General features: G+C 66.6%; 23 protein-coding genes. 13 read left to right on the forward strand and 10 right to left on the reverse strand.

Annotated elements, in window-relative coordinates:
* Position 1: 1 nt before the first annotated feature.
* The 3 genes from GUI70_RS09535 to miaB form a co-directional block, all read right to left on the reverse strand.
* Positions 2-265, reverse strand: a complete 264-nt coding sequence (locus GUI70_RS09535; protein ID WP_161882077.1) for an acylphosphatase — start codon at positions 263-265, stop codon at positions 2-4.
* Between the two features lie 46 nt (positions 266-311).
* Positions 312-1,244 (reverse strand): C39 family peptidase, encoded by a 933-nt coding sequence (locus GUI70_RS09540; RefSeq protein WP_161882078.1) that lies wholly within the window; start codon positions 1,242-1,244, stop codon positions 312-314.
* Positions 1,245-1,317: 73 nt separating this feature from the next.
* Positions 1,318-2,697: a tRNA (N6-isopentenyl adenosine(37)-C2)-methylthiotransferase MiaB gene (gene miaB / locus GUI70_RS09545; RefSeq protein ID WP_161882079.1), complete on the reverse strand. Its 1,380-nt coding sequence runs from the start codon at positions 2,695-2,697 to the stop codon at positions 1,318-1,320.
* 151 nt (positions 2,698-2,848) lie between these two features.
* Here miaB and GUI70_RS09550 point away from each other — a divergent pair, with 151 nt between their 5' ends.
* From GUI70_RS09550 to GUI70_RS09570, 5 genes are read left to right on the forward strand one after another with little or no spacing between them, the layout of a single operon-like run.
* Positions 2,849-3,223 carry a DUF1622 domain-containing protein gene (locus GUI70_RS09550; RefSeq protein WP_161882080.1) on the forward strand — a complete coding sequence of 125 codons (375 nt, stop codon included), beginning with the start codon at positions 2,849-2,851 and terminating at the stop codon, positions 3,221-3,223.
* Positions 3,220-3,540, forward strand: coding sequence for a DUF1622 domain-containing protein (locus GUI70_RS09555; RefSeq protein ID WP_237724811.1), 321 nt, complete (start codon positions 3,220-3,222; stop codon positions 3,538-3,540). The genes GUI70_RS09550 and GUI70_RS09555 overlap by 4 nt, the downstream gene beginning before the upstream one ends.
* Entirely contained in the window at positions 3,540-4,427 is an 888-nt protein-coding gene (gene miaA / locus GUI70_RS09560; RefSeq protein WP_161882155.1) for a tRNA (adenosine(37)-N6)-dimethylallyltransferase MiaA, read from the forward strand. The genes GUI70_RS09555 and miaA overlap by 1 nt, the downstream gene beginning before the upstream one ends.
* A 28-nt stretch (positions 4,428-4,455) precedes the next feature.
* Complete coding sequence (locus GUI70_RS09565; RefSeq protein ID WP_161882081.1) at positions 4,456-5,763, forward strand: MFS transporter; 1,308 nt, start codon at positions 4,456-4,458, stop codon at positions 5,761-5,763.
* On the forward strand, positions 5,760-7,286 hold the full coding sequence (locus GUI70_RS09570) for an MFS transporter (RefSeq protein WP_161882082.1): 1,527 nt from the start codon (positions 5,760-5,762) through the stop codon (positions 7,284-7,286). Before GUI70_RS09565 ends, GUI70_RS09570 begins: the two co-directional genes overlap by 4 nt.
* A gap of 13 nt (positions 7,287-7,299) precedes the next feature.
* Here GUI70_RS09570 and uvrC read toward each other — a convergent pair whose 3' ends face one another.
* Complete coding sequence (gene uvrC, locus GUI70_RS09575; protein WP_161882083.1) at positions 7,300-9,150, reverse strand: excinuclease ABC subunit UvrC; 1,851 nt, start codon at positions 9,148-9,150, stop codon at positions 7,300-7,302.
* Positions 9,151-9,366: 216 nt separating this feature from the next.
* Here uvrC and GUI70_RS09580 point away from each other — a divergent pair, with 216 nt between their 5' ends.
* Complete coding sequence (locus GUI70_RS09580; protein WP_161882084.1) at positions 9,367-10,032, forward strand: Type 1 glutamine amidotransferase-like domain-containing protein; 666 nt, start codon at positions 9,367-9,369, stop codon at positions 10,030-10,032.
* Between the two features lie 214 nt (positions 10,033-10,246).
* Complete coding sequence (gene pepF / locus GUI70_RS09585) at positions 10,247-12,058, forward strand: oligoendopeptidase F (RefSeq protein WP_161882085.1); 1,812 nt, start codon at positions 10,247-10,249, stop codon at positions 12,056-12,058.
* A gap of 7 nt (positions 12,059-12,065) precedes the next feature.
* Here the strand turns inward: pepF and GUI70_RS09590 are convergent, their stop codons facing one another.
* Positions 12,066-12,293, reverse strand: a complete 228-nt coding sequence (locus GUI70_RS09590) for a hypothetical protein (RefSeq protein WP_161882086.1) — start codon at positions 12,291-12,293, stop codon at positions 12,066-12,068.
* Positions 12,294-12,380: 87 nt separating this feature from the next.
* Here GUI70_RS09590 and GUI70_RS09595 point away from each other — a divergent pair, with 87 nt between their 5' ends.
* The 6 genes from GUI70_RS09595 (at position 12,381) to trpA (ending at position 18,311) form a co-directional block, all read left to right on the forward strand.
* Entirely contained in the window at positions 12,381-13,478 is a 1,098-nt protein-coding gene (locus GUI70_RS09595; protein ID WP_161882087.1) for an acetate/propionate family kinase, read from the forward strand.
* Positions 13,479-13,907: a hypothetical protein gene (locus tag GUI70_RS09600; protein ID WP_161882088.1), complete on the forward strand. Its 429-nt coding sequence runs from the start codon at positions 13,479-13,481 to the stop codon at positions 13,905-13,907. It abuts the gene before it with no gap.
* 100 nt (positions 13,908-14,007) lie between these two features.
* Positions 14,008-15,183 (forward strand): alanine--glyoxylate aminotransferase family protein, encoded by a 1,176-nt coding sequence (locus GUI70_RS09605; RefSeq protein WP_161882089.1) that lies wholly within the window; start codon positions 14,008-14,010, stop codon positions 15,181-15,183.
* A 151-nt stretch (positions 15,184-15,334) separates the two neighbouring features.
* Positions 15,335-16,204, forward strand: coding sequence for a tRNA glutamyl-Q(34) synthetase GluQRS (gene gluQRS, locus GUI70_RS09610; protein WP_161882090.1), 870 nt, complete (start codon positions 15,335-15,337; stop codon positions 16,202-16,204).
* A 62-nt stretch (positions 16,205-16,266) separates the two neighbouring features.
* The gene (gene trpB / locus GUI70_RS09615; RefSeq protein ID WP_161882091.1) at positions 16,267-17,499 is read left to right on the forward strand and encodes a tryptophan synthase subunit beta; all 1,233 of its coding nucleotides are present in this window, start codon (positions 16,267-16,269) and stop codon (positions 17,497-17,499) included.
* The gene (gene trpA / locus GUI70_RS09620; RefSeq protein ID WP_161882092.1) at positions 17,496-18,311 is read left to right on the forward strand and encodes a tryptophan synthase subunit alpha; all 816 of its coding nucleotides are present in this window, start codon (positions 17,496-17,498) and stop codon (positions 18,309-18,311) included. The genes trpB and trpA overlap by 4 nt, the downstream gene beginning before the upstream one ends.
* A gap of 176 nt (positions 18,312-18,487) precedes the next feature.
* Here the strand turns inward: trpA and GUI70_RS09625 are convergent, their stop codons facing one another.
* The 5 genes from GUI70_RS09625 to GUI70_RS09645 form a co-directional block, all read right to left on the reverse strand.
* Positions 18,488-18,628 (reverse strand): hypothetical protein, encoded by a 141-nt coding sequence (locus GUI70_RS09625; protein ID WP_161882093.1) that lies wholly within the window; start codon positions 18,626-18,628, stop codon positions 18,488-18,490.
* Complete coding sequence (locus tag GUI70_RS09630) at positions 18,625-19,215, reverse strand: Rad52/Rad22 family DNA repair protein (RefSeq protein WP_161882094.1); 591 nt, start codon at positions 19,213-19,215, stop codon at positions 18,625-18,627. The genes GUI70_RS09625 and GUI70_RS09630 overlap by 4 nt, the downstream gene beginning before the upstream one ends.
* Before the next feature lie 98 nt (positions 19,216-19,313).
* Positions 19,314-20,108 (reverse strand): Cof-type HAD-IIB family hydrolase, encoded by a 795-nt coding sequence (locus tag GUI70_RS09635; protein ID WP_161882095.1) that lies wholly within the window; start codon positions 20,106-20,108, stop codon positions 19,314-19,316.
* Positions 20,109-20,247: 139 nt separating this feature from the next.
* On the reverse strand, positions 20,248-20,997 hold the full coding sequence (tpiA, locus tag GUI70_RS09640) for a triose-phosphate isomerase (protein ID WP_161882096.1): 750 nt from the start codon (positions 20,995-20,997) through the stop codon (positions 20,248-20,250).
* A gap of 128 nt (positions 20,998-21,125) precedes the next feature.
* Positions 21,126-22,295, reverse strand: coding sequence for a phosphoglycerate kinase (locus tag GUI70_RS09645; RefSeq protein WP_161882097.1), 1,170 nt, complete (start codon positions 22,293-22,295; stop codon positions 21,126-21,128).
* Between the last annotated feature and the right edge of the window lie 82 nt (positions 22,296-22,377).

The following is a 22,377-nucleotide window of genomic DNA, read 5'->3' on the forward strand; positions in this document are numbered from 1 at the left end:
TTCAGTAAATGTGAAACCCGGCCAGCCCGGTGCTCTCCGACCACTGGGTGTCCACGCTGAGCACCCTGGCGTGCTTGGGGCCGCGCCGGAGCTGGTGGGCCAGGTGCTGCAAATCTTCCTCGTGGCCCTCGGCGACGATTTCCACCCGCCCGTCGCTCATGTTCTCGGCAAAGCCGACAAGGTTAAGGTCGCGGGCGTGGCGCTGCACATACAGGCGGTAGCCCACGCCCTGCACGGTTCCGGAAACGAGGGCAGTCAGGCGCATGGGCCGGAGTGTAGCAGGGGAGAGCGGGCGCGTGCCGTGCCGGGTCTCACCGACTGCGCCGCTGCCAGTCCAGCACCTCCTTGTGTCCCGGCGTGTCACGCAGGACGGCGGCGGTGAGGCGCTGCACCTCGGTCTTGCGGCCCACCCGCAGGTAAGCCTCCAGCGGCTCGAAGCGGTACCACAGGGTGCGCCAGGGCCAGCCGCCCACGGCGGAGGCGGGCCGGGTCGGATCGAGCGAGGCGTCGGGTTTGCTGTTCTGCGCCGCATCGAAGGCCCGCGCCGCGCCGCGTGCATCTCCGAGATGCAGTTTGGCCGCGCCCAGATTGAGGTAGCCGAAAGCGTCGGGCCTGGCCCTCACCTCCGCCTGCGCCGTCCTGAGCGCGCCGCGCCACATTGCCTGGCCCTGATGCGCCGTGCCCAGCAGCGCCCTGAGCTTGCTGGCCCGGTTCGGCGGCACCACCACCATGTAGCTGCGGTTGTAGCCGCGCCACAGCCGGTCGAACCCGGCGGAGTTCAGGCTCAGCTTCGGCCCCAGGTACGAGTCGAAGGCCCGGAAGGTGCCCGCCGCATCGTCATAGCCGCTCAGCAGGCGGTAGTGGCCCATGCCGCCGTCGCTGCCGGTCACGAACCAGGTTTCCACCATCACCGGGTAGCCGCTGGCGATCAGCGACTTGAGGAGCGGCAGCGTGCCGCCCACCCCCTGATGCACCACGTAGCCCTGGGCCTCGGCATACGGCTTCAGCTCGCTGAAATTCACGTTCTTGTCGAAGGCGTCGTCCTTGAGCTTCGGCGCGATCTGGGCCTGCGTCTGGCGGCCGCCCCAGTAGCTCATGGCCATCCCGATGGTCACGGGGCCGCAGTTGTTGAGCCGCTGGTACTCGTGCCGGATGCCCGAGAGCTGGGTGGCGGCGGGCGGCGCGGCCAGGGCGGAGGCAGAGCAGGCGAGCAGCAGGGCAGCGGCGCGGGCAGCAACAATCATGCTGCGATTGTGCGGGTGCGGGCAGTGAGAAGCCGGGCGCGGCGGGTTCATGAAGTGAGGCGGAGCAGCCTGCTCAAACCATCATCAGCGGACTGGTCAGCCCCGCCGCTTCCGGCGCGAGGTTGGGCAGCAGCGGCAGCGCCTGACCATCCGCGCCGACGAGTTCGCCGTAGAACATGTGCGGCGTGGTGGCCGTCACCCGCGCCCGGTACAGCCCCGCGCCCTCTGCACCGATGGCCCTGGGCACCACGATCGGGTGGTTGCCGCGCGTGTGGCCTTCCAGGTGGCCCGCCGAGTAGGCGTCGCCGCGCAGCAGCACTTCCTGCAGCGTGCCCTGAAAGCGGGCGTTGCGCCTCGCGCTCCACTCTTTTTGCTTGACGATCAGGCGCTGGAGTCGCTCGGTCTTGACCTCGCGCGGCAGATCCTGAAAGTGCTTGTAGCTCGGCGTCCCGGGCCGGGGCGAGTAGATGAACATATAGGCCGAGTCGAAACCGACCTCGTCGTACAAGCTCAGGGTGTCTTGAAAATCCTCTTCCGTCTCGCCGGGAAAGCCCACGATGATGTCGGTGGCCAGCACCGCGTCCGGCAGGTGTTTTTTGATCTGGCCGATGTGCGTCAGGTATTTCTCGCGGCTGTACTCGCGGGCCATCCGGCGCAGCACCCTATCCGAGCCGCTCTGTACCGGCAGATGCACGAAGTCGCATACGGCGGGCGTTTCGCTCATCGCCACGGCCACGTCCTCGGTGAAGTTCATCGGGTGGCTGGTCGTGAACTTGACGCGCTCGATGCCGCTGCCGCCCACCATCCGCAGCAGGTCGGCGAAGCTCGGGTAGCCCGCCAGTTTCGCGCCCGCGTCGAAGCCGTAGGCGTTCACGTTCTGGCCGAGCAAGGTCACTTCCCGCACCCCGGCACCGAGCAGGCTGTCAAGTTCGCGCAGAATCTGGTCGGGGTGGCGGCTGACCTGCGGGCCGCGCGTGGTCGGCACGATGCAGTAGGTGCAGTGATGATCACAGCCGCGCATGATGGTCAGGTGCGCCTGCAACTTGCCCACCGGCGGCGGCGGAATGTGGTCGTGCAGTTCGTCCTTGAACTGCAGGCTCCAGAAGCGCTCGTTGCTTTCCAGCGCCGCGCCGATGTCGAGCAGGCTGCCCGGCCCGAGCAGCACGTCTACCTCGAACTTGCGGGCGATCTGCTGGCCTTCCTCCAGCTGTGCCAGGCAGCCCATCATGCCGATCACCAGCGGGCGCACGGCCTTTTCCTTGCGCAACTGCCCCAGCACGCTGCGGACCTTGTCGACCGGCTTGCCGCGCACCGCGCAGGTGTTGAGCAGCACGAAGTCGGCCTCGTCGATGGAGTCGACCATGTCGGCCCCCAGCGAGACGAGTTGAGACTGCACCAGATGCGAGTCGTACTCGTTCATCTGGCAGCCGTAGGTGATGATGTGCGCTTTCATGATGGTCCTCCTGGGCGGGCTGGAGGGAGTCCAGGGCCACGGGTCAAGGCGAGCATACTAGCGCAGGCGAAGCGGGGAATGCAGTCAGTCTAGAATATATAATTGCCATGCTTTGCAACGGGTGCTCCCCCGATCCTCTACAGTCTTCCTCGTGCAGGAACTCTTCAAACAGTGGACCTTTTATCTCGCCTCGGGCGTGGAGGGAGCCGCCGGTCTGATCATCGCGCTGGCGGCCCTGCAAGCCACCTGGCGGGCGCTGAGCGTCTTTTTCGCGCTCCCGGCGGCCCCAGACGAGGCCAAGGAGAACGTGCGGCTGCAGCTGGCCCGCTGGCTGGCAGTGGCGCTGGAGTTCGAACTGGCCGCCGACATCCTGCGAACGGCCATCGCACCGAGCTGGGAGGAGATCGGCAAGCTGGCCGCCATCGCCGCGCTCAGGACCCTGCTCAACTACTTCTTGCAGCAGGAAATCGACTCGCAGGCGAGGCGCAGCCGCCCGGCCGCCCTGCCTGCGTTGAGTGACCCGTGAATGCCTGGACCGCTCCCGCCGCCCTGATCATCGAGGGGGTTGGTAGCCTGGCCCTGGTTGGCTACGTCCTGGCCGCACTGTGGGCCTTGCTGCACGGCTGGAACGAAACCAACGCCGCCAGGGCCAGACTGCTTATCGCCGACGGCGCGCTGACGGCGCTGAATTTCAAGGTGGGCGCCACCCTGCTCAAGACCCTCGATGTGCAGACCTGGCACCAGATCGCTCTGTTCGTGGCCCTGTTTGCCCTGCGAACGTTGCTCAAGCGCTTTTTCACCTGGGAGCGCCGCCAGCTCCGCTTCCCGGCGGCCCCAGCTTGATGCTGCCGATTCTCACCGCACCCACCGCCGCCGGGAAGAGTGCCCTGGCCCTGCGGCTGGCCCGGCAGTCCCCGCTTGAAATTATCAGTGCCGACGCCTTCACGGTCTACAAGGGACTCGACATCGGCACCGCCAAGCCCACACCTGCCGAGCAGCAAGAAGTGCCGCACCATCTGCTCGACGTGGCGGACGTGACCGATTCCTTCGACGTGGCCCGGTGGTTGCGGCTGGCGGAGGAGGCCATCACAGACATCCTGGGCCGGGGAAAAGTCCCGCTGATCGTGGGCGGCAGCGGCTTTTACCTCAAGGCCCTTCTGCGTGGCCTGCCGCTGACCCCGCCGAGTGACCCGCCCGCCCGCGCCGAGGTCGAAGCCGAGCTGGAGGAACGCGGCCTCGACGCCCTGCTGGCCGAGATTGCCGCCCGCTACCCCCAGGAAGCCGCCCGGATGGAGCGCAATCCGCGCCGGGTTGTCCGGGCGCTAGAAATTTTCCGCCGCACCGGGCGCTTCCCCGGCGAGTTCGGCCACAGCCCACCCGCTTACCGCTACCAGGTGTTCGCGTTCAGTCAGCCCGATCTGGAAAGTCGCATCCGACAGCGCGTCCGGGTCATGCTCGCTGCGGGCTGGCCCCAGGAGGCCGCCTGGCTGGCTGAGCAGGTTGCGCCGTCGGGGTCGGCCACCGTCTGGCAGGTGCTTGGCTACCGTGAGGCGCTGGCTGTCGCCCGTCAGCAACTCGGCGCCCAGCCGGCCCTTGACCAGATCACGCTCCAGACCCGCCAGTATGCCAAGCGCCAGCTCACCTGGGCCAGAACCCAGCTCGGCGCGGTGATTCAGAGCGAGGCCCAGGCCGAAGATGAACTGAACACGTTTCTGTCCCCCACGAAGTAAAGGCCCCGTCGGGCCTAGACTGCGGCCCATGTCCGCCCGTGAAGTGACCGACTCTGCGTCCAGCCGCGCCGTTCTCCAGTTGCCCGAATTCCGCGCCATGCTGCTGGCCGCCGTCACCAGCACCCTGGCCAGCCGCGCCGTGGCCCTGACGGTGGCCTACCAGCTCTACCAGATCACCAAGAATCCCCTGACGCTGGGCCTCCTGGGGCTGGTGGAGGCCATTCCCGCGCTGAGTCTGGCCCTCTTCGGTGGCGTGGTGGCCGACCGCAACGACCGCCGCCGCATCCTGCTGATGACCATCTCGGTGGAGGTGCTGTGCGCCCTGGGCTTTGCCCTTTACGCCAGTCACGCGTCCGTCTACGGCACCGTACCGATTCTGGCGCTGATCTTTACCCTCGGGGTGGCACGCGGCTTCTCCGACCCGGCGCTGCCCGCGTTTCAGGCCCAGGTGGTGCCGCGCGAACTGCTGCTGCGGGCCTCGGCCTGGCGATCGAGCGCGGGGCAGGCGGCCTCGATCTTCGGCCCAGCGCTCGGCGGCGTGCTCTACGCTTCGGTGGGCGCGGGCGGCTCGTACATCTTTGCCTTCGTGCTGCTGCTGGTCTCGCTGAGCTGCGTTTTCTTCGTCAAGCCCAAACCTATTCCCACCTTCAAAGCGGGCGAGCCGTTCGTCCAGAGCATCAAAGAAGGCCTGGCCTTCGTGCTCCAGCGGCAGGTGCTGGTGGGCAGCATGGCGCTCGATCTGTTCAGCGTGCTGTTCGGTGGCGCGGTGGCCCTGCTGCCGATCTTCGCCTCCGACATCCTGAAGGTCGGGCCGACCGGCCTGGGCGTGCTGGTCTCGGCCCCCAGCATCGGGGCGCTGGCCGTCATGCTCTACGCCACCCGCCGCCCGCCCGGCAAGAACGCGGGGCGCACCCTGCTGATTGTCATCGCGGGCTTCGGCGTCAGCATCATCGTCTTCGGGTTGTCGCGCAACTTTTACCTCAGCGTGGCCGCGCTGGTCGCCACCGGCCTCTTTGACGGCATCAGCATGGTCATTCGCAACGCCACCTTGCAGCTCAAGGCCCCCGACCACATGCGCGGGCGGGTCAACGCCGTCAGCGGCATGTTTATCGGCGCGAGCAACGAATTGGGGGCCTTCGAGAGCGGCGTGGCGGCCAAGCTGCTCGGCACCGCCCGCAGCGTCTGGCTGGGTGGCATCGTGACCCTGATCGTGGTGGGCGTCACCGCTTACCTGGCTCCCGAACTGCGCGCCATGGACCTGACCGACATCGCCGAAGATCAGACCGCGGAAGCTCAAGCGGAACCGCACCCCAGCGCCTACACTGAAGCGTCGTGACCCCCGCCGTCCCGGCCCCCTTCACTGCGGCCCAGCGCTGGACGCTGATCGCCACCGTGCTGGGGTCGAGCATGGCCTTCATCGACGGTTCGGTGGTCAATGTGGCGCTCAACGCTCTGCAAAAGGACTTCGGGGCCGATCTGGCGGCGGCGCAGTGGGTGGTCAACGCCTACACCCTGATGCTGGCCGCCCTGATCCTGACCGGCGGAGCGCTGGGCGACCTCTACGGGCGCAAGCGGCTGTTCGGGCTGGGCGTGCTGATCTTCGCGGCGGCCTCGCTGGGCTGCGGCCTCGCGCCGAGTCTGGAGTTGCTGATCGCCGCCCGCATCCTTCAGGGGGTCGGCGGAGCCCTGCTGATTCCCGGCAGCCTGGCGCTGATCAACACTGTCTTTCCCGGCCACTCGCGCGGGCGGGCCATCGGGCTGTGGTCGTCCACGACCAGCCTGGTGACCATCTTCGGCCCGGCGTTGGGCGGCGTGCTGGTCGATACGGCCTCGTGGCGCGTCGTTTTTCTGATCAACCTGCCGCTGGCGGTGCTGGTGCTGCTGAGCCTGCGGGCGGTACCGAGCGTTCAGCCCACCCCCACGGACGCCCGGCCCGATCTGATCGGCTCGGCGCTGGCGGTGCTGGGCCTCGGCGCGCTGACGTACGGCCTGATCCGCGCTGGAGCCAGCGGTCTGGCTGGCCTGCCGCTGCTGACTACCCTGGGCGGCGCGGCAGTGCTGGGGCTGTTTGTCCTCTGGGAAGCCCTCGCCAGGGCACCGATGCTGCCGCTGGGCCTCTTTCGCTCGGCTGCCTTTTCCGGCACCAACCTGCTCACCTTCCTGCTCTACGGCGCCCTCGGCGCGGCGCTGTTCTTCTTGCCACTCAACCTGATCGGGGTGCAGGGCTACAGCGCCGCCCTGGCGGGTACGGCCTTTCTGCCGCTCTCGCTGCTGCTGGCCGGGCTGTCCGGCTACTTCGGCGGTCTGGCCGACCGCATCGGCCCCCGCTGGTTGCTTACGGCTGGCCCGGTGCTGGCGGGCCTGGGTTTCGCCCTGCTCGGCGGCCTGGGTGTGGGCGGCAGCTACTGGACCAAGGTGCTGCCGTCCATGCTGGTGATCGGTCTGGGCATGGCGATCACGGTGGCCCCGCTGACGGCGGCGGTCATGGGCTCGGTGGGCAGTGAATACTCCGGCACCGCCTCGGGCGTCAACAATGCCGTGTCACGGGCAGCGGGCCTGATCGCGCTGGTCGTGTTCACCCTGCTGATGCTCAGCCACTTCCGGGGAGCGCTCGACACCTTCCTGCAAGCCGCCGAGTTGCCCGAGTCGGTTCGCCGCAGCATGACCGCGCAGAGCGCCCGCCTCGCCCAGGTGCCGGTGCCCAGCGGTCTCAGGGCCACTCAGACGGCTGCCGCCGTACTGGCGGTCAAGCAGGCGTTCGCAGACAGCTTCCGGCTGGTGTGCTGGGGATCGGGCCTGCTGGCCGTCGCAGGCGGGCTAGTGGGGGGATGGAGTCTGGGGCGCGATAAGAGCGCTTAAGCCGGTTCTGCCCTCAGCTCGGCTGCCCGTTGACTGCCCTCGCCGCCAGAAAATCCTTGACGCTCTGCGCGGCGCGCGCGTTCATGCCCGGCACGCGGGCGATCTCGTCCACGCTGGCGGCCCCCAGATCTTCCAGGCTGGAGAAGTGTTCCAGCAGGGCGTATTGGCGTTTCTCGCCGATGCCCGGCAGGTCGTCGAAGACGCTTCTGAGCATGTCCTGCCCGCGCAGCTTGCGGTGGTAGGTGATGGCGTAGTTGTGCACCTCGTCGCGCACGCCGATGAGGACCCGTAAGGCTGGGTGGGTGTGCGGCAGCAGCAGTTCGCGGTCCACGCCCACTTCCGAGCCGCCGGTCAGCCAGAACTGCGCGCCGTAGCGCCCCGGCAAGATGATGCGCTCCTCGCGCTTGGCGAGTCCCACCACCGGCACGTTCACCCCGACTTCCTTGAGGGCGTCCAGCGCCGCGTTGACCTGCCCACGCCCGCCGTCGATGACGATCAAATCCGGCAGCGGCAACTTGTCGGACAGGCTCCCCGAAAAGCGCCGGGTCACGGTCTGGCGCATGGAGGTGTAGTCGTCGGGATGGTCCAGGCCCTTCACCTTGAAGCGTCGGTGCTCGCCGCGCCGTGAGCGCCCGCCCTCGAACACCACCATGCCCGAGACGATATTGGTGCCGAACAGGTTGGAATTGTCATAGCCCTCGATGCGCCAGGGCCGCTCCGGCAGCGCCAGCACTTCGCGCAGGGCGTCCAGCCCCGGATGGTCGCCCCGGCGCTCCAGAAGGGCGAGCTCCGATTCGAGGCCGGTTTCGGCGTTGCGCTGGGCCATCTCGGTGAGTTCGGTCTTGTCGCCGCGCTTGGGCAGTCTCATTTCGATGCGGTGCCCGGCCCGCTGGCTGAGCAGATCGGTCCACAGCGGCGCGTCGGCGTATTCGGCGGGCAGCAAGATCAGCGGCGGCACGTGGGTGGCCTGGGCGTAGTAATCCTGCACGAACGCCCCCAGAATCTCCCCACCCCCTGCCTCGTCGGCCCCGGTCAGGAACCGCTTGTCGCGCCCCACCACCCGCCCGCCGCGCATCCTGAAAAGTTGCACCATGGCGAACTCGCCCGCCTGCGCGTAGCCCAGAAAGTCCAGATCGTCGCTGCCGGTCTGCATGGCGGCCTGCTCGGTGCCGAACAGCTTCTCCACCGCTTGCAGTCGGTCACGCAGTCGGCCCGCCTGCTCGAAGTCCTGTCCCTGGGCCGCCGCCTTCATATCGACCTTGAGCTGCGCCACCACGCCCGCCGCCCGGCCTTCCAGGAGTGCCTTCACGTCGTCGACCACCCGTGCGTACTCGGCGGGATCGGCTTTGTCCACGCACGGCCCCAGGCAGCGGCCCATGTGGAAGTTCAGGCAGGGGCGCGGTTTTTTCTGCATCGGCAGTCCGGAATTCTTGCGCAGCGGAAACATGGTGTCGATCAGGTGCTTGACCCGACGCACGGCGGAGGCGTCCGGGTACGGGCCGTAATAGCTGGCTCCGTCCTTGATGACCCGCCGGGTGACGACCAGCATCGGAAAGGCCTCGTGCGTCAGTTTCAGGAAGGGGTAATGCTTGTCGTCCTTGAGCAGCACGTTGTAGTGGGGCCGGTGCTGCTTGATCAGGTTGGCTTCCAGCACCAGCGCTTCCACTTCGTTGCGTGCCGAGATCCATTCGAGTTCCGAGGCCTCGCGGGTAAAGCGGCCCGACTTGCCGCCCGCCTTGAAGTGCTGCCCTACCCGGCTGCGGATGTTGTTGGCCTTGCCGATATAGATCGGCGTGCCCCCCTTGCCGCGAAAAATGTAGACGCCGGGAGTGGTCGGCAGCACCGGCAGATCGTCAACGTGCATTGCCTCAGTTTAGGCCGCGGGAGGCTCGGACGACTCCCACCAGTCTTACGAACACCCAAAGAATATATAACAGAATTTGTCAACAATAGATTTGAAATTGAGACTGCTGAATCCGCAAGGAGCAGAATGGGGGGGGTGGCTACCACAGGCGATCCATTGACAGCGGCCACCAAACCTCTCGTTTTCAGTGCTCAAAGATCAGTCAGGAGGGAACCTATGAAACTTCTGCTCACTTCCGGCGGCATCACCAACCCAAGTATCCACAACGCCCTGGTCGGCATGCTTGGCAAACCGATCGTTGAGTCCAGCGCCCTGTGTATCCCGACAGCGCAGTGGGGCCACCCGATGTGTGGCCCGGCCTCCGCGCGGCGGTTCATCACCGACCAGACCCCAGCGACCATGTGCGGTCTGGGATGGAAATCGGTCGGCGTCCTCGAACTGACCGCGCTCCCGAGTATCGGCCGAGATCGGTGGATGCCGTGGGTCCAGGAAACGGACGTGCTGCTCGTGGATGGTGGCGACGCGACGTACCTGGGCCACTGGATGCGGGAATCCGGACTGGCAGAACTCCTGCCTTCGCTCTCCGAGACCGTCTGGGTGGGGCTCAGTGCCGGGAGCATGGTCATGACGCCTCGGATCGGCGTCGACTTCGTCAACTGGCCGTCCGCAGCCGACGACCGTACCCTAGGGGTCGTCGACTTCTCGATTTTTCCACACCTGGATCACCCGGATCTCCCTTGGAACACCGTAACCTCTGCAACGCGGTGGGCGGCTGGCATGACGGTGCCGTGTTACGCGATTGATGACCAGACCGCCATCAAAGTGGTGGACGGTAACATCGAGGTGATCTCCGAAGGCCAGTGGAGCCGGTTGACCCCCTAGCACTGTTCGCTGGTGATCTTCAGCCGTTGCACCTGAGGCTGGGTGGCGGCAAAGGGCTGGAGGGTTTCACTGGGTCATCCCATCATTGTGTTGTGCCCAGAAGAGAGCGGCCTCTCTTCAACCCCGTTCTTGTTGGCAGCCGCTAGCATGACCATGCGTGTCACCACCATCCCATTCCAATTTCCCACACACCCCCGCCCCCTAGACTCCCTCCATGACCACCACCCCGCCCGCCCGCCGCGACGTGCCGACCGAGCAGACCTGGGACATTGAGGCCCTCTACGCCACGCCGCAAACCTGGGAAGCCGAGGCCGCCGCCCTCGCCGCCGATATTCCGCCGCTTGGCCAGTTCGCTGGGACACTTGGCCAGTCGCCCGAAGCACTCGCCCGCTATCTGGGCGCTTACGAGGCCCTGCGGATGCGCCTGAGCCGCCTGATGTCGTATGCCAGCATGTCGGCCAGCGTGGACGGCAAGGACACCGAAGCCGCCGACCGCCGCGACCAGGCGGCTTCGCTCGGCAGCGTCTTCGCCGCCAGCACCGCCTTCGCCAAACCCGAACTGCTGTCCCTCGACGAGGCCGAGGTGCGCCCCTGGCTCGACCGGCCCGACCTGGCCGACTTCGCGGTGATGGTCGAGCGCATCTGGCGCGAGCGCCCCCACGTCCGCAGCGCCGAGGTGGAAGAATTGCTGGGCCTGGTGCAGGCTCCCTTTGCCAGCGAGCGCGGCATTCACCCGGCGCTGGTCAACATGGACTTGGATTTCGGCACGGTGGGAGGAATCAAGATCGGCCAGGGCAACATCGACCGCCTGACCGCCGACCCGGACCGCGCGGTGCGGCAGGAAGCCTGGGAGGCTTACGCCGACGCCCACCTGGCTGCCCAGCACAGCATGGCGGCGGCGCTCTCCACCCATGTGCGCCAGAACGTGTTCATGGCCCGCGCCCGCCGCTACCCTGACGCGCTCAAGGCGGCCCTGACGCCCGACCACATCCCCACCTCCGTCTTTCACACCCTGATCGAGAGCTACCTCGCCAACATCCACATCTGGCACCGGTACTGGGACGTGCGCCGCCGCTGGCTGAGGCTGGGCGAATTGCGCGAGTACGACGTAAAAGCGCCACTGGTTGACGCCCCGGAAATGTCCTATCCCGAAGCGGTCGACGCCATCGTCAACGGCATGGCTCCGCTCGGCGACACCTACCAGACCCAGACGCGCGCGGGCCTGACCACCGAGCGCTGGGTCGACTGGGCCAGCAACGCGGGCAAGCGCCAGGGGGCCTACAGCAACGGCGGCGCGCGGGTCAAGCCGTACATCTTCATGAGCTTTCAGGGCGGGCTGGGTAGCATGAGCACCCTGGCCCACGAGATCGGTCACAGCATGCACTCCTGGCTCTCGCAACAGGCTCAGGCCAGCAGTGTGCCGCGTTACACCCTGTTCGCCGCCGAGGTCGCCAGCAACTTCAATCAGGCGATGGTGCGTCATCATCTCTTCGAGCACAATACCGACCCCGATTTCGAGGTCGCGCTGATCGAGGAGGCCGTTTCCAACTTTCACCGCTACTTCTTCATCATGCCGACGCTCGCCCGCTTCGAGCTGGAAATTCACCGCCGCATCGAGGCGGGCGAGAGCCTCAGCGCTCCGGCCCTCAACACTTTAATGGCCGATCTGCTGCAAGACGGCTACGGTGATGGCGTCAAGGTGGACCGTGAGCGCAGCGGCGTCACCTGGGCCGAGTTCTCCACCCACCTCTACAGCAATTTCTACGCCTACCAGTACGCCACCGGTATCAGCGCCGCCCACCAGCTCAGGGCCGGATTCGACGCCGACCCCGAAGGCGCACGGGCTCGCTACCTGCAATTTCTCTCGGAAGGCGGCCGACTCGATCCGCTCGACGCCCTGAACGCGGCGGGTGTGGACCTGACGACCGCGCAGCCGGTGGAGGAGACCTTCAAGGTGCTTGCCGGGTATGTGGACCGGCTGGAGGAACTGCTGGCCCAACGAGACGCAGTAGCCCAGACCAACTGATCAGGCGTTACTCGCTGGGTGGGCGCGGTTCCAGCCGCTCCACGTATTTCTGGGCGGCCGCGAGCGCTTCCTCCATGCTGTCCATCTTGCGTTTGACAATGTGCCGGGAAACGTCGCGCCCGTCCACGCTGATTTTCCAAGTCTGTGCTGCCCCGCCCCGCAGTGGCCCGCTGGCAAACTGCGGGAGTTGCGGGCGCTCGATCTTGATACGGTGGCCTCTGTAAAGTTCGTCCATGCCCAGCAGGGTAGCGCCTTCCGTCAAACGACTGATTTCACGAATATCCAACCTCGTGAAATTACTCACTCAGTTAAGATAGCGCCCATGACCCGCAGCGCCGTTCTCGTCACCAATGCCGGTTCCAGCAGCCTCAAGTACCAGCTTCTCGACGGCCCCGAGAAATTGCTCAGCGGTCTGGTCGAGCGTATCGGCGAACCGGGGGGCGACCCCGACCACGCCAGCGCTTTGAGGCGCGTTCTGGCGGAGCTGCCCCCGGACGTCACGGTTCAGGCGGTCGGCCACCGGGTGGTCCACGGCGGCGAGGCGTTCCGCGAGGCCACTTTGATCACGCTGGAGGTGCTCGAAATCATTGCCGCTTTAGCCGACCTCGCGCCGCTGCACAACCCGCCCGCCGTGCAGGGCATTCGGGCCGCCCTGGTTGCCCTGCCGGGCGTGCCGAACGTGGCCGTCTTCGACACGGCCTTCCACGCGACCTTGCCGCCCCATGCCTACCTCTACGCCTTGCCTTACGCGCTCTACACCAAAGAGGGCATCCGCCGCTACGGCTTTCACGGCACCTCGCACGCCTACGTTTCGCGCCGGGCCGAGGCCCTGCTCGGCGGCGTGGACAAGCTCGTCACCCTGCACCTCGGCAACGGCGCCAGTGCCGCCGCCGTGCTGCGCGGCGTGAGTATAGACACCAGCATGGGCTTGACTCCTCTGGAGGGCCTGGTCATGGGCACCCGTAGCGGCGACCTCGACCCCGGCGCGGTGCTGCGCCTCGGCGAGATTTACGGCCTGGAGGAAACGTCGCGGCTGCTGAACAAGGACAGCGGCCTCAAGGGATTGTCGGGCGTGTCCAATGACCTGCGCGACGTGCGTGCTGCGGCCACCGAACGCGCCCGGCTGGCCCTGTCGGTCATGACCTACCGCCTGATCAAGCAGATCGGGGCCTACGCCGCTGCCCTGAACGGCCTCGACGCGCTGGTCTTCACCGGCGGCGCGGGTGAGAACGACGCCCAACTCCGCGCCGACGTGATTGCTGGTCTGGGCTTTCTCGGCTTTGAACTCGATCCGGCGGCCAACGCCGTGCGCGGTGGGGAGCGGCGCATCACCAGGGCGGGCAGCAAGCCCGCCCTGGTCATTCCCACCGACGAGGAGGGCGAGATCGCCCGCCAGACCCGCGCGGCGCTGGGCCTCTGAATGCTCCTGATCCTGCATGCCGCCGTCACCTGGGCACTGATCGGGCTGATCCTGATTATCCAGTGGGTGCACTATCCGCTGTTCGCGCGCGTCGGTCCCCTGAACTGGCCCGCCTATGAGCACGAACACCAGACCCGCATCACCTTTCTGGTCGGCCCGCTGATGCTCGCCGAATTGTTCAGCGCCGCCTGGCTGGCCCTGCACGTTCCGCCCGCGCTGCCCAACTGGAGCCTGACCCTGGGTCTGTCCCTCGTGCTGGTGATCTGGGTGTCCACCGGCCTGTTTCAGTCGCCGCTACATGGCCGCTTATCCGCTGCCTTCGACGCCCAGCTCCACCGGCAGCTCGTCGTCGGCAACTGGCTTCGTACCCTGGCCTGGCTGCTGCGCGGCGGGCTGTGCGTCTGGTGGCTGTCCCTCTCGTTAAAGTAAACGGCCAGCCTACTTCTATTTTCGAGCAATAAAATTGCGCTTATACCCCTAAAAGCTGGAGCGCACGCAACATTCCTTCTTTTTACGTTATACTGCCTCTATGAAATTGCTTGAAGCTCCCCAGCCTGTTCCTGTCACCCCCAACTATCCTGAACACACCCTGCTCACCCCCGGCCCCACCCCGATTCACCCGCGTGCCATGCGGGCACTGACCCGCCCGATGCTCGGCCACATGGACCCAGAAGTCTTTGCCATCAACCGGGCCATTCAAACCGATCTGCGCGAGATGTACGGCACCGAGCCGGAGGCTTTCACGGCGCTGCTGGCCGGCACCGGCAGTCTGGGCATGGAGGCGGGATTCGCCAACCTGGTGGAAAAGGGCGACGACGTGCTGGTGTGCGCCAACGGTTCGTTTGGTCGCCGGATGGCCGAGATGGCCGCCCGCTACGGCGCGAAGGTCCGGCTGGTGACCGCGCCGCTGGGCGAGCCGATCAACCCGGCGGACGTGGCCGACCACCTGGGCGGAGCGCAGATGGTGGCGGTCGTGCACGGCGAGACGAGTACCGGGGTGCTCAACCCGGTGCCGGAGATCGCCGAGATCGTGCGCCACTCGGGGGCCTTGCTGACGGTCGACGCGGTGACGACGGCGGGCATGGAGCCGTTCGACATGCAGGGCTGGGGCGTGGACTACGCCTACACCGGGGCGCAGAAGTGCTTATCGGCCCCGCCCGGCCTCGCGCCCGTCGCTATCAGCGAGCGCGCCTTCGCCCGCTATGCAGCCCGCCGCCACCCCACGCCGCTGTGGTACTGCGACTTCGCTGGCCTGCGCGATTACTGGACCGAGCATACCTACCACCACACCGTACCGGTCAATCTACATTTTGCTTTCGCCGAGGCCCTGCGCGCCGCGTTGGAAGAGGGCTTGCCCGAGCGCCGCGAGCGGGTTCGGCAGATGGGTCAGGCTATTGTCGGCACCCTTGCTCCGCTGGGGTTCTCGCCCTACGTCAAGCGTCCCGAGGCCAGGCTGCCCACTGTGCTGGCGCTGCGGCTCCCCGAGGGCTTCGACGATGCGGGCGTGCGGGCCGAGTTGCGCCGCCGCGAGATCAGCGTGACCGGCGGCCTCGGCCCGACGGCGGGCTTGATCTGGCGCTTGGGCCTGATGGGCGAGGCCGCCCGTCACGCGCCCTACCGCATCCTGATGGCCGCCCTGGAAGACATCTTGGACGCGCCGGGCCTGGTGCGGCGCTTCGACGCGGCACTGGAGAGCGTGTCCTGAGTTGGTGGTCCCAAAAATTCTGGTGGCGTGTTCGACCAGCGGGCAGGCGATACCCGGGTGTCCAGCAGGGGAGATGTGGGCGTAAGACATGACAGTAGGTTGACGACCTTTTTTCCAGTTCTGATGCCGCTTGCCATTTTATCCTGATCCCATGCACGTCATCGGCCGCTATGCTCCCAGTCCCACGGGGCCAATGCACCTCGGCAATGCCCGCACTGCCCTGCTGGCCTGGCTGCACAGTCGGGCACAGGGCGGTCAGCACCTGTTGCGTATTGAAGACCTCGATACAAGTCGTGTCCGTCCCGGTGCGGCCGACCTGGTTCGTCGCGACCTCACTTGGCTGGGGCTCGACTGGGATTCTGAATATATACAGTCAGAACGGATTGACCTCTATGCCGCCGCCCTCCTCCATCTCTCCACCTATCCCTGCAGCTGCAGCCGCCGCCAGATCGCTGAGGCTGTTCAGGCCAGCGCAGGCGCGCCGCACGGCCCAGAAGCGGTCTATCCCGGTACTTGCCGCTCGCTCCAGCCAAAAACCCCCACGGCTGCGCTGCGCTGGCGAGTGCCCAACGAGACGATCTGCTTCACAGACCACTGGAGCTACACCACCCTCTGTCAGCACCTCCCGAGCGAGGTGGGCGACTTCGTGGTGCGGCGCGGCGACGGCGTGTACGCCTACCACCTGGCGGTGGTCGTGGATGACGCGGCGATGGGCGTCACCGACGTGGTACGTGGGGCCGACCTACTGGGCAGCACCCCGCGGCAGATCGCGCTGCAGCGTGCCCTCGGGTATTTGACGCCTCGTTACTTCCACGTGCCGCTGATGACCGACTTCAATGGTGAACGGCTGGCCAAACGCGGTGGCGCTCCGAGCCTTTCCAACATGAGGGAGAAGGGTGCGTCCGCCGAACGCCTGCTCAGCGACCTGGCGACCTCGCTGGGCTGGTCAGTGCCGAGAGAGGTGATGGCGCGAGAACTCGTCGGCGTCTATGCCACCTATCTTCATAATGTAGATAAATAACTTTTAGACAAGTTGTCTAAGTTTCACATTCAGAACGGCATCCGGCAACTTACCCTGAAGCCATGAACCTTCCCACCTATCCGCTACCGGACGAGCGCGGGCGCTACGGCATCTTCGGCGGGCGCTACGTGCCAGAAACCCTGATCCCGGCGCTCGACGAACTGCGCGACGCCTACGCTGAGGCCAAGACGGACCCCGGCTTTCTGGGCGATTTCGAGCGATTGCTGCGCGACTACGTGGGCCGCCCCAGCTTGCTGTACTTCGCCGAGAACCTGACCAAACACGCGGGCGGCGCGAAGATCTATCTCAAGCGTGAGGACCTCAACCACACCGGGGCGCACAAGATCAACAACTGTCTGGGGCAAGCGCTGCTGGCCGTCCGGATGGGCAAGAAACGGGTGGTGGCCGAGACCGGAGCCGGACAGCACGGGGTCGCCAGTGCCACCGCTGCCGCGCTCCTGGGCCTGGAATGCGTCGTGTATATGGGCCGTGAGGACATCCGCCGCCAGGCCCTCAACGTCTTTCGGATGAAGCTGCTCGGTGCGGAGGTGCGCGAGGTCACCTCCGGCAGTGCCACCTTGAAAGACGCCACCAACGAGGCCATCCGCGACTGGGTCACCAACGTGCGCGGCACCTTTTACATTCTCGGCTCGGTGGTGGGGCCGCATCCCTACCCGGCGATGGTGCGCGACTTTCAGAGCGTCATCGGCGAGGAAACCAAGTGGCAGCTCGAAGCGCTGGAGGGCCGCCAGGTGCCCGACGCCGTCATCGCCTGCGTGGGCGGCGGCAGCAATGCCATCGGCATCTTCGCACCGTTCGCCTACCTGCCCGAGCACGAGCGTCCGCGCCTGATCGGCACCGAGGCGGCGGGCCAGGGCGTTGCCTCGGGCTTTCACGCCGCCAGCGTGGCCGGGGGCCGGGTGGGCGTGCTGCACGGCTCGATGATGTACCTGCTGCACGACGCCGAGGGCCAGATTCAGGAAGCCCACTCGATCAGTGCCGGGCTGGACTACCCCGGCATCGGCCCGGAGCACTGCTACTACAGCGATCATCAGGTGGCCGAGTACGTGCCGGTGACCGATGCCCAGGCGCTTGACGCCCTGCAACTGCTGGCCAAGCTTGAAGGCATCATTCCGGCGCTGGAGAGTGCCCACGCCATCCACCAGGCCATTATTACTGCCCGCGAGCTCGGCGAGGGCAAGATCGTGGTCGTCAATCTCTCGGGGCGTGGCGACAAGGATGTGGCCGAGGTCGCCCGACTGCTGACCAGGGAAGAAGGAGAGGCCCGAGCATGACGACCATCGATACCAACCCCAGCCGGATTCAGCGCATTCACGCCGCCTTCAAGACCGCCAAGGCTGAGCACCGCGCCGCCTTCATTCCCTTCATGACGGCGGGCTACCCCGACGCCGGGCGCTTCGTGACTGTAGCCAGGACGCTACTGGAGCAAGCTGACCTGATGGAAGTCGGGTTGCCGTATTCCGATCCGCTGGGTGATGGACCGACGGTCCAGCGGGCCAGCGAACTCGCCCTGGCGCACGGCACCAGCACCCGGCGCACCTTGGAGCTGGTCAAGGAACTGCGCCAGCACACCGAGAAGCCCATCGTGATCATGACCTACATCAATCCGGTCTACGCCGTGGGACCGCGCGCGTTCATGCGCCTGGCGGTGGAGGCCGGGGTGGACGGCTTGATTCTGCCGGACTTGCCGCCCGACGAGGACATCGAGATCCGCCAACTGGCCGCCGAAGCGGGTCTGGCGCTGACGTTCTTGATCGCGCCCACCAGTACCTCCGAGCGGGTGCGCATCGTGACGGCAGCCTGCACCGGCTTCGTCTACGCCGTGAGCGTGACCGGCGTGACCGGCGCCCGCGAGAGCGGCGCGCTGAGTGAGGTTCCAGCGCTGGTGAAGCTCGCCAAAGCACACACCGAGCTGCCGATCGCGGTGGGCTTCGGGGTCAAGGACGCCCGGAGCGCCCGCGCCGTTGCGGTGGACGCTGATGCCGACGGCGTGGTGGTGGGCAGTGCCTTCATTGACGCCGTGGTGGCTGGACAGGACCTGGCCGGGCTGGCGGCCCAGATCGTGACAGGCTGCCGCAAAGACTGATTGCGCCGACCACGCAAAGCGGCCCCCGAGCATCAGTCGGGGGCCGCACTCACTGCATACAGACGTCAGATCAAACCGCTTGCAGGAAACAGTTCGCTCCGCTCAATACCATGGGAAAGCGACGGCAACTCGCTTTCGCCACTGTTCTGGCATGGAGCCCAAGCCTGACCGGTCACTCAGGCAAATTGCGAGAGCCAGCCGCCCAGCAAGATCAGCGGCAGCAGGGCGGCGACGAGCCACACGGCAGGCAGGCGCTCAGTCTCGTGCGAGGCACGGCGGCGCGGCGACGGGGCTTGCCCGGAGCGTAGCGAGATCATGCGGCCTTCCCAGCCGGGTGCAGGCTGCCCAGCGCGGCCTTGAGATGCTTGTACAGCTCGCGCTGCAACTCCAGATCGTCGGGCAACTCGTACTTGAGCTGGTCAATGGCTGAGATCAGGTGCGCGCCGCCAGGGCTGCGCTCGTGGTCGGGCCGCGCCCATTGTGGCAGCTCGGGCGTCTGGGTGGGGGCACGTTTGGCGTCGTCCCATTCGGCCCAGGTTTTGGGCAGGTCGTAGAGGTAGCGCCCGATGCCGAACTGCACCGCGCACCGCTTGAGGGCGTCGCTGGCCGCTGCCTTGAAGGTCCCGAGATCGCCTTCCAGGGCCTCGCCGATGTCCTCACGGACCACGCCCAGCACCGTCAGGCGTCCCTTGATGGTGGGACGGCCCGCCGCGCTGACCACTTCCATCTCGAAGCTCCAGGCGTCGGGACAGACCGCGTCGAGCCGGTCTTGCACGGCGCGAGCGTCGATATGCGCCAGCAGCAGGGCACGGCTACGGTCGCGGGTAAAACTGGCCGGTTTCCAGTTGACTTCCTTGACGGGAAACGGGGCCTGAAGTCGTTTCTGTACATCGCTCAGTTTCATGGATTTAGTCTATAACAGAACAGCGTTACGGTCAAGGCGTAAAAGTGGAGGATGAATCGTGGCAAAAGGCCCGGAGCGGGGCAGGAGATGGTGGCCCTTTACAGCGCCATCGCCAGCTGCACGGCCTCCACCAGCCCGCCCGCGTCCACGTCGGCGACGTGGTGCCTGCCTGCCGCGCGCGCCTCCTTGTCGGCGTTGCCCATCGCCACCGGATGGCCGACCACCTGCATGGCGGTCACGTCGTTGTGGCCGTCGCCGACCATCATTACCCGGTCCAGCTCGAAGCCGTAGAACCCGGCCACCCGCTTCACGGCGCTGCCCTTGTTCACGCCGTCGCGGGTCACGCTGACAAACAAAGTCTCCGGCATCACCGGGCTGCTGGCCGGATGAAGCTGCAAGCCCCTGTGGGCCTCGGCCAGCAGGGCGTCCTTGTCGGCGTGCGGAATCAGCCACTGGGCGCGGACCACCGTGCCGCCGAGACCCAGCAGATCGCGCGGCGCAAACGGTACCCCCAGCAGATCGGCGTGGGCCACCGAGGCGGGTGAGGTGTCCTCGACGGCGTATTCGCGGTCGGTGTAGACCTCCAGAATGCGGCCAGTGGCCTTGGCTTTCTCGACCAGCCCCGTGAGCAGCGCGCGGGGCAATTCCTCGCTGCGCGATTCGCCGCTGTCCACCTTGACGATGCTCGCGCCGTTCTGGAAGATGTGCCAGCCGTCCGGGTCGAGCCGCTGGGCATAGTCCAGCGCCCGGCCCACAGCAGGACGCCCCGAACATAGTACGATCCGGACCCCGGCCTTCCTGGCCTCCGAGAGCGCTTCCCAGACTTCCGGCAGCACCACATTGCCCGTGCCCACCAGGGTGCCGTCCACATCCACACAGATCATGCTCAACATGCCGGGCAGTCTAGCCGCTGTACGGCCTGCCCCCGGGCGGGCCGTCTATGCCACTGAAGTGTACAAGCCAATTCGCTCAAGAATCATTTCACGAGCACCAGCGGAAAAAGGGCCTGCCAAATCGGCACACCCCCGCTACTTATACCAGCGCCCGCGCCATCCCGACGACCGAGGCGACGTCCAGGCTCGCACCGCCGACCAGCGCGCCGTTGACGTTCGGCTGGGCGCACAGCTCGGCGATATTTTCCGGTTTGACACTGCCGCCGTAGAGAATACGCACGCCGTCAGCGTAGTCGCGGTACAGCCCGCCCAGCGCACCCCGAATGGCATCGGCCATCTCCGAGGCGTCCTGGGCGGTGGCGGTCTTACCGGTGCCGATGGCCCACACCGGCTCGTAGGCGATGACGATCTCACCCGCGCCCAGCACCGGCATTTGGGAAAGCGAATCGCGCAACTGGTCGAGCGTGAAGTCGACCTGCTCACCGCGTTCGCGCACGTCGAGCGCCTCGCCCACGCAGATAATCGGAATCAGGCCGCCCGCGACGGCTGCAGCTGCCTTGGCTGCCACGATCTGGCTGCTCTCAGCGTGGTAGGCCCGGCGCTCCGAGTGCCCGACGACGACGTAGCGGGTGCCCACGTCCTGCAGCATCGCCGCGCTGATCTCGCCGGTATACGCGCCCGATTCGTGCGCCGAGAGGTCCTGCGCGCCCAGCTTGACCGGGCTGCCGGAGAGGGCCTGACCCAGTCCCGACAACGCGGTGGCCGGGGCCATGATGGCCAGTTCTGCCGAGGTTTGCGGCAGCCCGGTGAGCAGTTCTCCGACCCAGCTCACGGCCTGTGAGGGTGTCTTGTTCATCTTCCAGTTGAGGGCCAGCAGATTCTGGGGCATTGTTGCTCCTTCGGGGAGGTGGGGTGGCTGGTCAGTGGTGGGTCGCAGAGGAAGGAAAGCGTAGGCAGTGGGCCGTGTTCAGGTCGAGCAGGAAAACGAAACGATCAACTCCACCCACTCCGCTCTCCTTACTTCATCGCCTCGACGCCGGGCAGCGTCTTGCCTTCCAGCAACTCCAGGCTCGCGCCGCCGCCGGTGGAGACGTGTGAGACCTTGCTGGACTGACCGCTCCTGTTGATGGCACTGACCGAGTCGCCGCCGCCCACGACGCTGTAGGTGCCCGCGCCCAGATGGGCGACCGCCTCGGCCACCGCGTTGGTACCGCCCGCGAACTTGGCGAACTCGAACACGCCCAGCGGCCCGTTCCAGAACACCGTCTTCGCGCCCTGCAAGGCCGCCGTGTAGGCCCTGACGGTGTCCGGTCCGGCGTCCAGCCCCTGCCAGCCGTCAGGAATCTCGCCGCTCGGCACGACCTGGGTGTGGGCGTCCTCGCTGAAGGCGTCGGCGGCGATCACGTCGGTGGGCAGCATGATCTTGCCCGCGTACTCGCCCAGCAGCCGCCGGGCCAGGTCCAGTTGATCGTCCTCGTGGATACTCTCGCCGATCATTCCGCCGCGCGCCTTGATGAAGGTGTAGGCCATGCCGCCGCCGATCAGCAGCTTGTCCACCCGGGGCAGCAGGTTCTCGATGACCAGGAGCTTGTCGCTGACCTTCGCGCCGCCGATGATGACCACGTAGGGGTGAACCGGATTGTTGATCAGCTTGTCGAGCGCGTCCACCTCGGTTTGTAGCAGCGTTCCGGCGGCGTGCGGCAGTTGGCTGGCCACTCCGCTGACCGAGGCGTGGGCGCGGTGGGCGCTGCCGAAGGCGTCGAGCACGAAGGCGTCGCCGAGGCGGGCCAGCTTCGCAGTAAGGGCCGGGTCGTTCTTTTCCTCGCCCGCCTCGAAGCGCACGTTTTCCAGCAGGGCCACCTCGCCGGGCTGGAGCTGCTGCACCGCCGCCAGCGTCTCGTCACTGCCCGGCAAACTGGCGATAAACTGCACCGGCCTCCCCAGCGCCGTGCTCAGCGCATCCGCCACCAGCTTCAGGCTGTACTTCGGGTCCGGCCCGCCCTTGGGCCGCCCCAGGTGGCTCATCAAGACGAGCGACGCGCCGCCCTGAAGCAGCTTGTTCAGCGTCGGCAGCGAGGCGGTGATGCGGGTGTCGTCCTGAATGACCCCGCCCTGCATCGGTACGTTGTAATCGACCCGCACCAGAACGCGTTTGCCGGACACATCGAGGGACTCTAGATTCTGCATGGATTCTCCAAAAAAGGCCCAGTTCAACCTGCGCCTGAGCCTTTTGAGCGGGTTTACGTTGTCGTGAGGAGGAAACGTTTCA

Origin of the sequence: Deinococcus alpinitundrae (genome assembly GCF_009982895.1) — a bacterium.
GTDB lineage: Bacteria > Deinococcota > Deinococci > Deinococcales > Deinococcaceae > Deinococcus > Deinococcus alpinitundrae.

Bases quoted from the DNA above. Each gene is read 5' to 3' on its own strand.
- miaB (WP_161882079.1), bottom strand. From the start codon at position 2,697: ATGAAAGCGCACATCATCACCTACGGCTGCCAGATGAACGAGTACGAC.
- GUI70_RS09580 (WP_161882084.1), top strand. From the start codon at position 9,367: ATGAAACTTCTGCTCACTTCCGGCGGCATCACCAACCCAAGTATCCAC.
- GUI70_RS09630 (WP_161882094.1), bottom strand. From the start codon at position 19,215: ATGAAACTGAGCGATGTACAGAAACGACTTCAGGCCCCGTTTCCCGTC.
- trpA (WP_161882092.1), top strand. From the start codon at position 17,496: ATGACGACCATCGATACCAACCCCAGCCGGATTCAGCGCATTCACGCC.
- GUI70_RS09595 (WP_161882087.1), top strand. From the start codon at position 12,381: ATGACCCGCAGCGCCGTTCTCGTCACCAATGCCGGTTCCAGCAGCCTC.
- GUI70_RS09625 (WP_161882093.1), bottom strand. From the start codon at position 18,628: ATGATCTCGCTACGCTCCGGGCAAGCCCCGTCGCCGCGCCGCCGTGCC.
- GUI70_RS09540 (WP_161882078.1), bottom strand. From the start codon at position 1,244: ATGATTGTTGCTGCCCGCGCCGCTGCCCTGCTGCTCGCCTGCTCTGCC.
- GUI70_RS09590 (WP_161882086.1), bottom strand. From the start codon at position 12,293: ATGGACGAACTTTACAGAGGCCACCGTATCAAGATCGAGCGCCCGCAA.
- GUI70_RS09635 (WP_161882095.1), bottom strand. From the start codon at position 20,108: ATGTTGAGCATGATCTGTGTGGATGTGGACGGCACCCTGGTGGGCACG.
- trpB (WP_161882091.1), top strand. From the start codon at position 16,267: ATGAACCTTCCCACCTATCCGCTACCGGACGAGCGCGGGCGCTACGGC.
- tpiA (WP_161882096.1), bottom strand. From the start codon at position 20,997: ATGCCCCAGAATCTGCTGGCCCTCAACTGGAAGATGAACAAGACACCC.
- GUI70_RS09535 (WP_161882077.1), bottom strand. From the start codon at position 265: ATGCGCCTGACTGCCCTCGTTTCCGGAACCGTGCAGGGCGTGGGCTAC.
- pepF (WP_161882085.1), top strand. From the start codon at position 10,247: ATGACCACCACCCCGCCCGCCCGCCGCGACGTGCCGACCGAGCAGACC.
- uvrC (WP_161882083.1), bottom strand. From the start codon at position 9,150: ATGCACGTTGACGATCTGCCGGTGCTGCCGACCACTCCCGGCGTCTAC.
- GUI70_RS09645 (WP_161882097.1), bottom strand. From the start codon at position 22,295: ATGCAGAATCTAGAGTCCCTCGATGTGTCCGGCAAACGCGTTCTGGTG.
- miaA (WP_161882155.1), top strand. From the start codon at position 3,540: ATGCTGCCGATTCTCACCGCACCCACCGCCGCCGGGAAGAGTGCCCTG.
- GUI70_RS09605 (WP_161882089.1), top strand. From the start codon at position 14,008: ATGAAATTGCTTGAAGCTCCCCAGCCTGTTCCTGTCACCCCCAACTAT.
- GUI70_RS09565 (WP_161882081.1), top strand. From the start codon at position 4,456: ATGTCCGCCCGTGAAGTGACCGACTCTGCGTCCAGCCGCGCCGTTCTC.
- GUI70_RS09600 (WP_161882088.1), top strand. From the start codon at position 13,479: ATGCTCCTGATCCTGCATGCCGCCGTCACCTGGGCACTGATCGGGCTG.
- gluQRS (WP_161882090.1), top strand. From the start codon at position 15,335: ATGCACGTCATCGGCCGCTATGCTCCCAGTCCCACGGGGCCAATGCAC.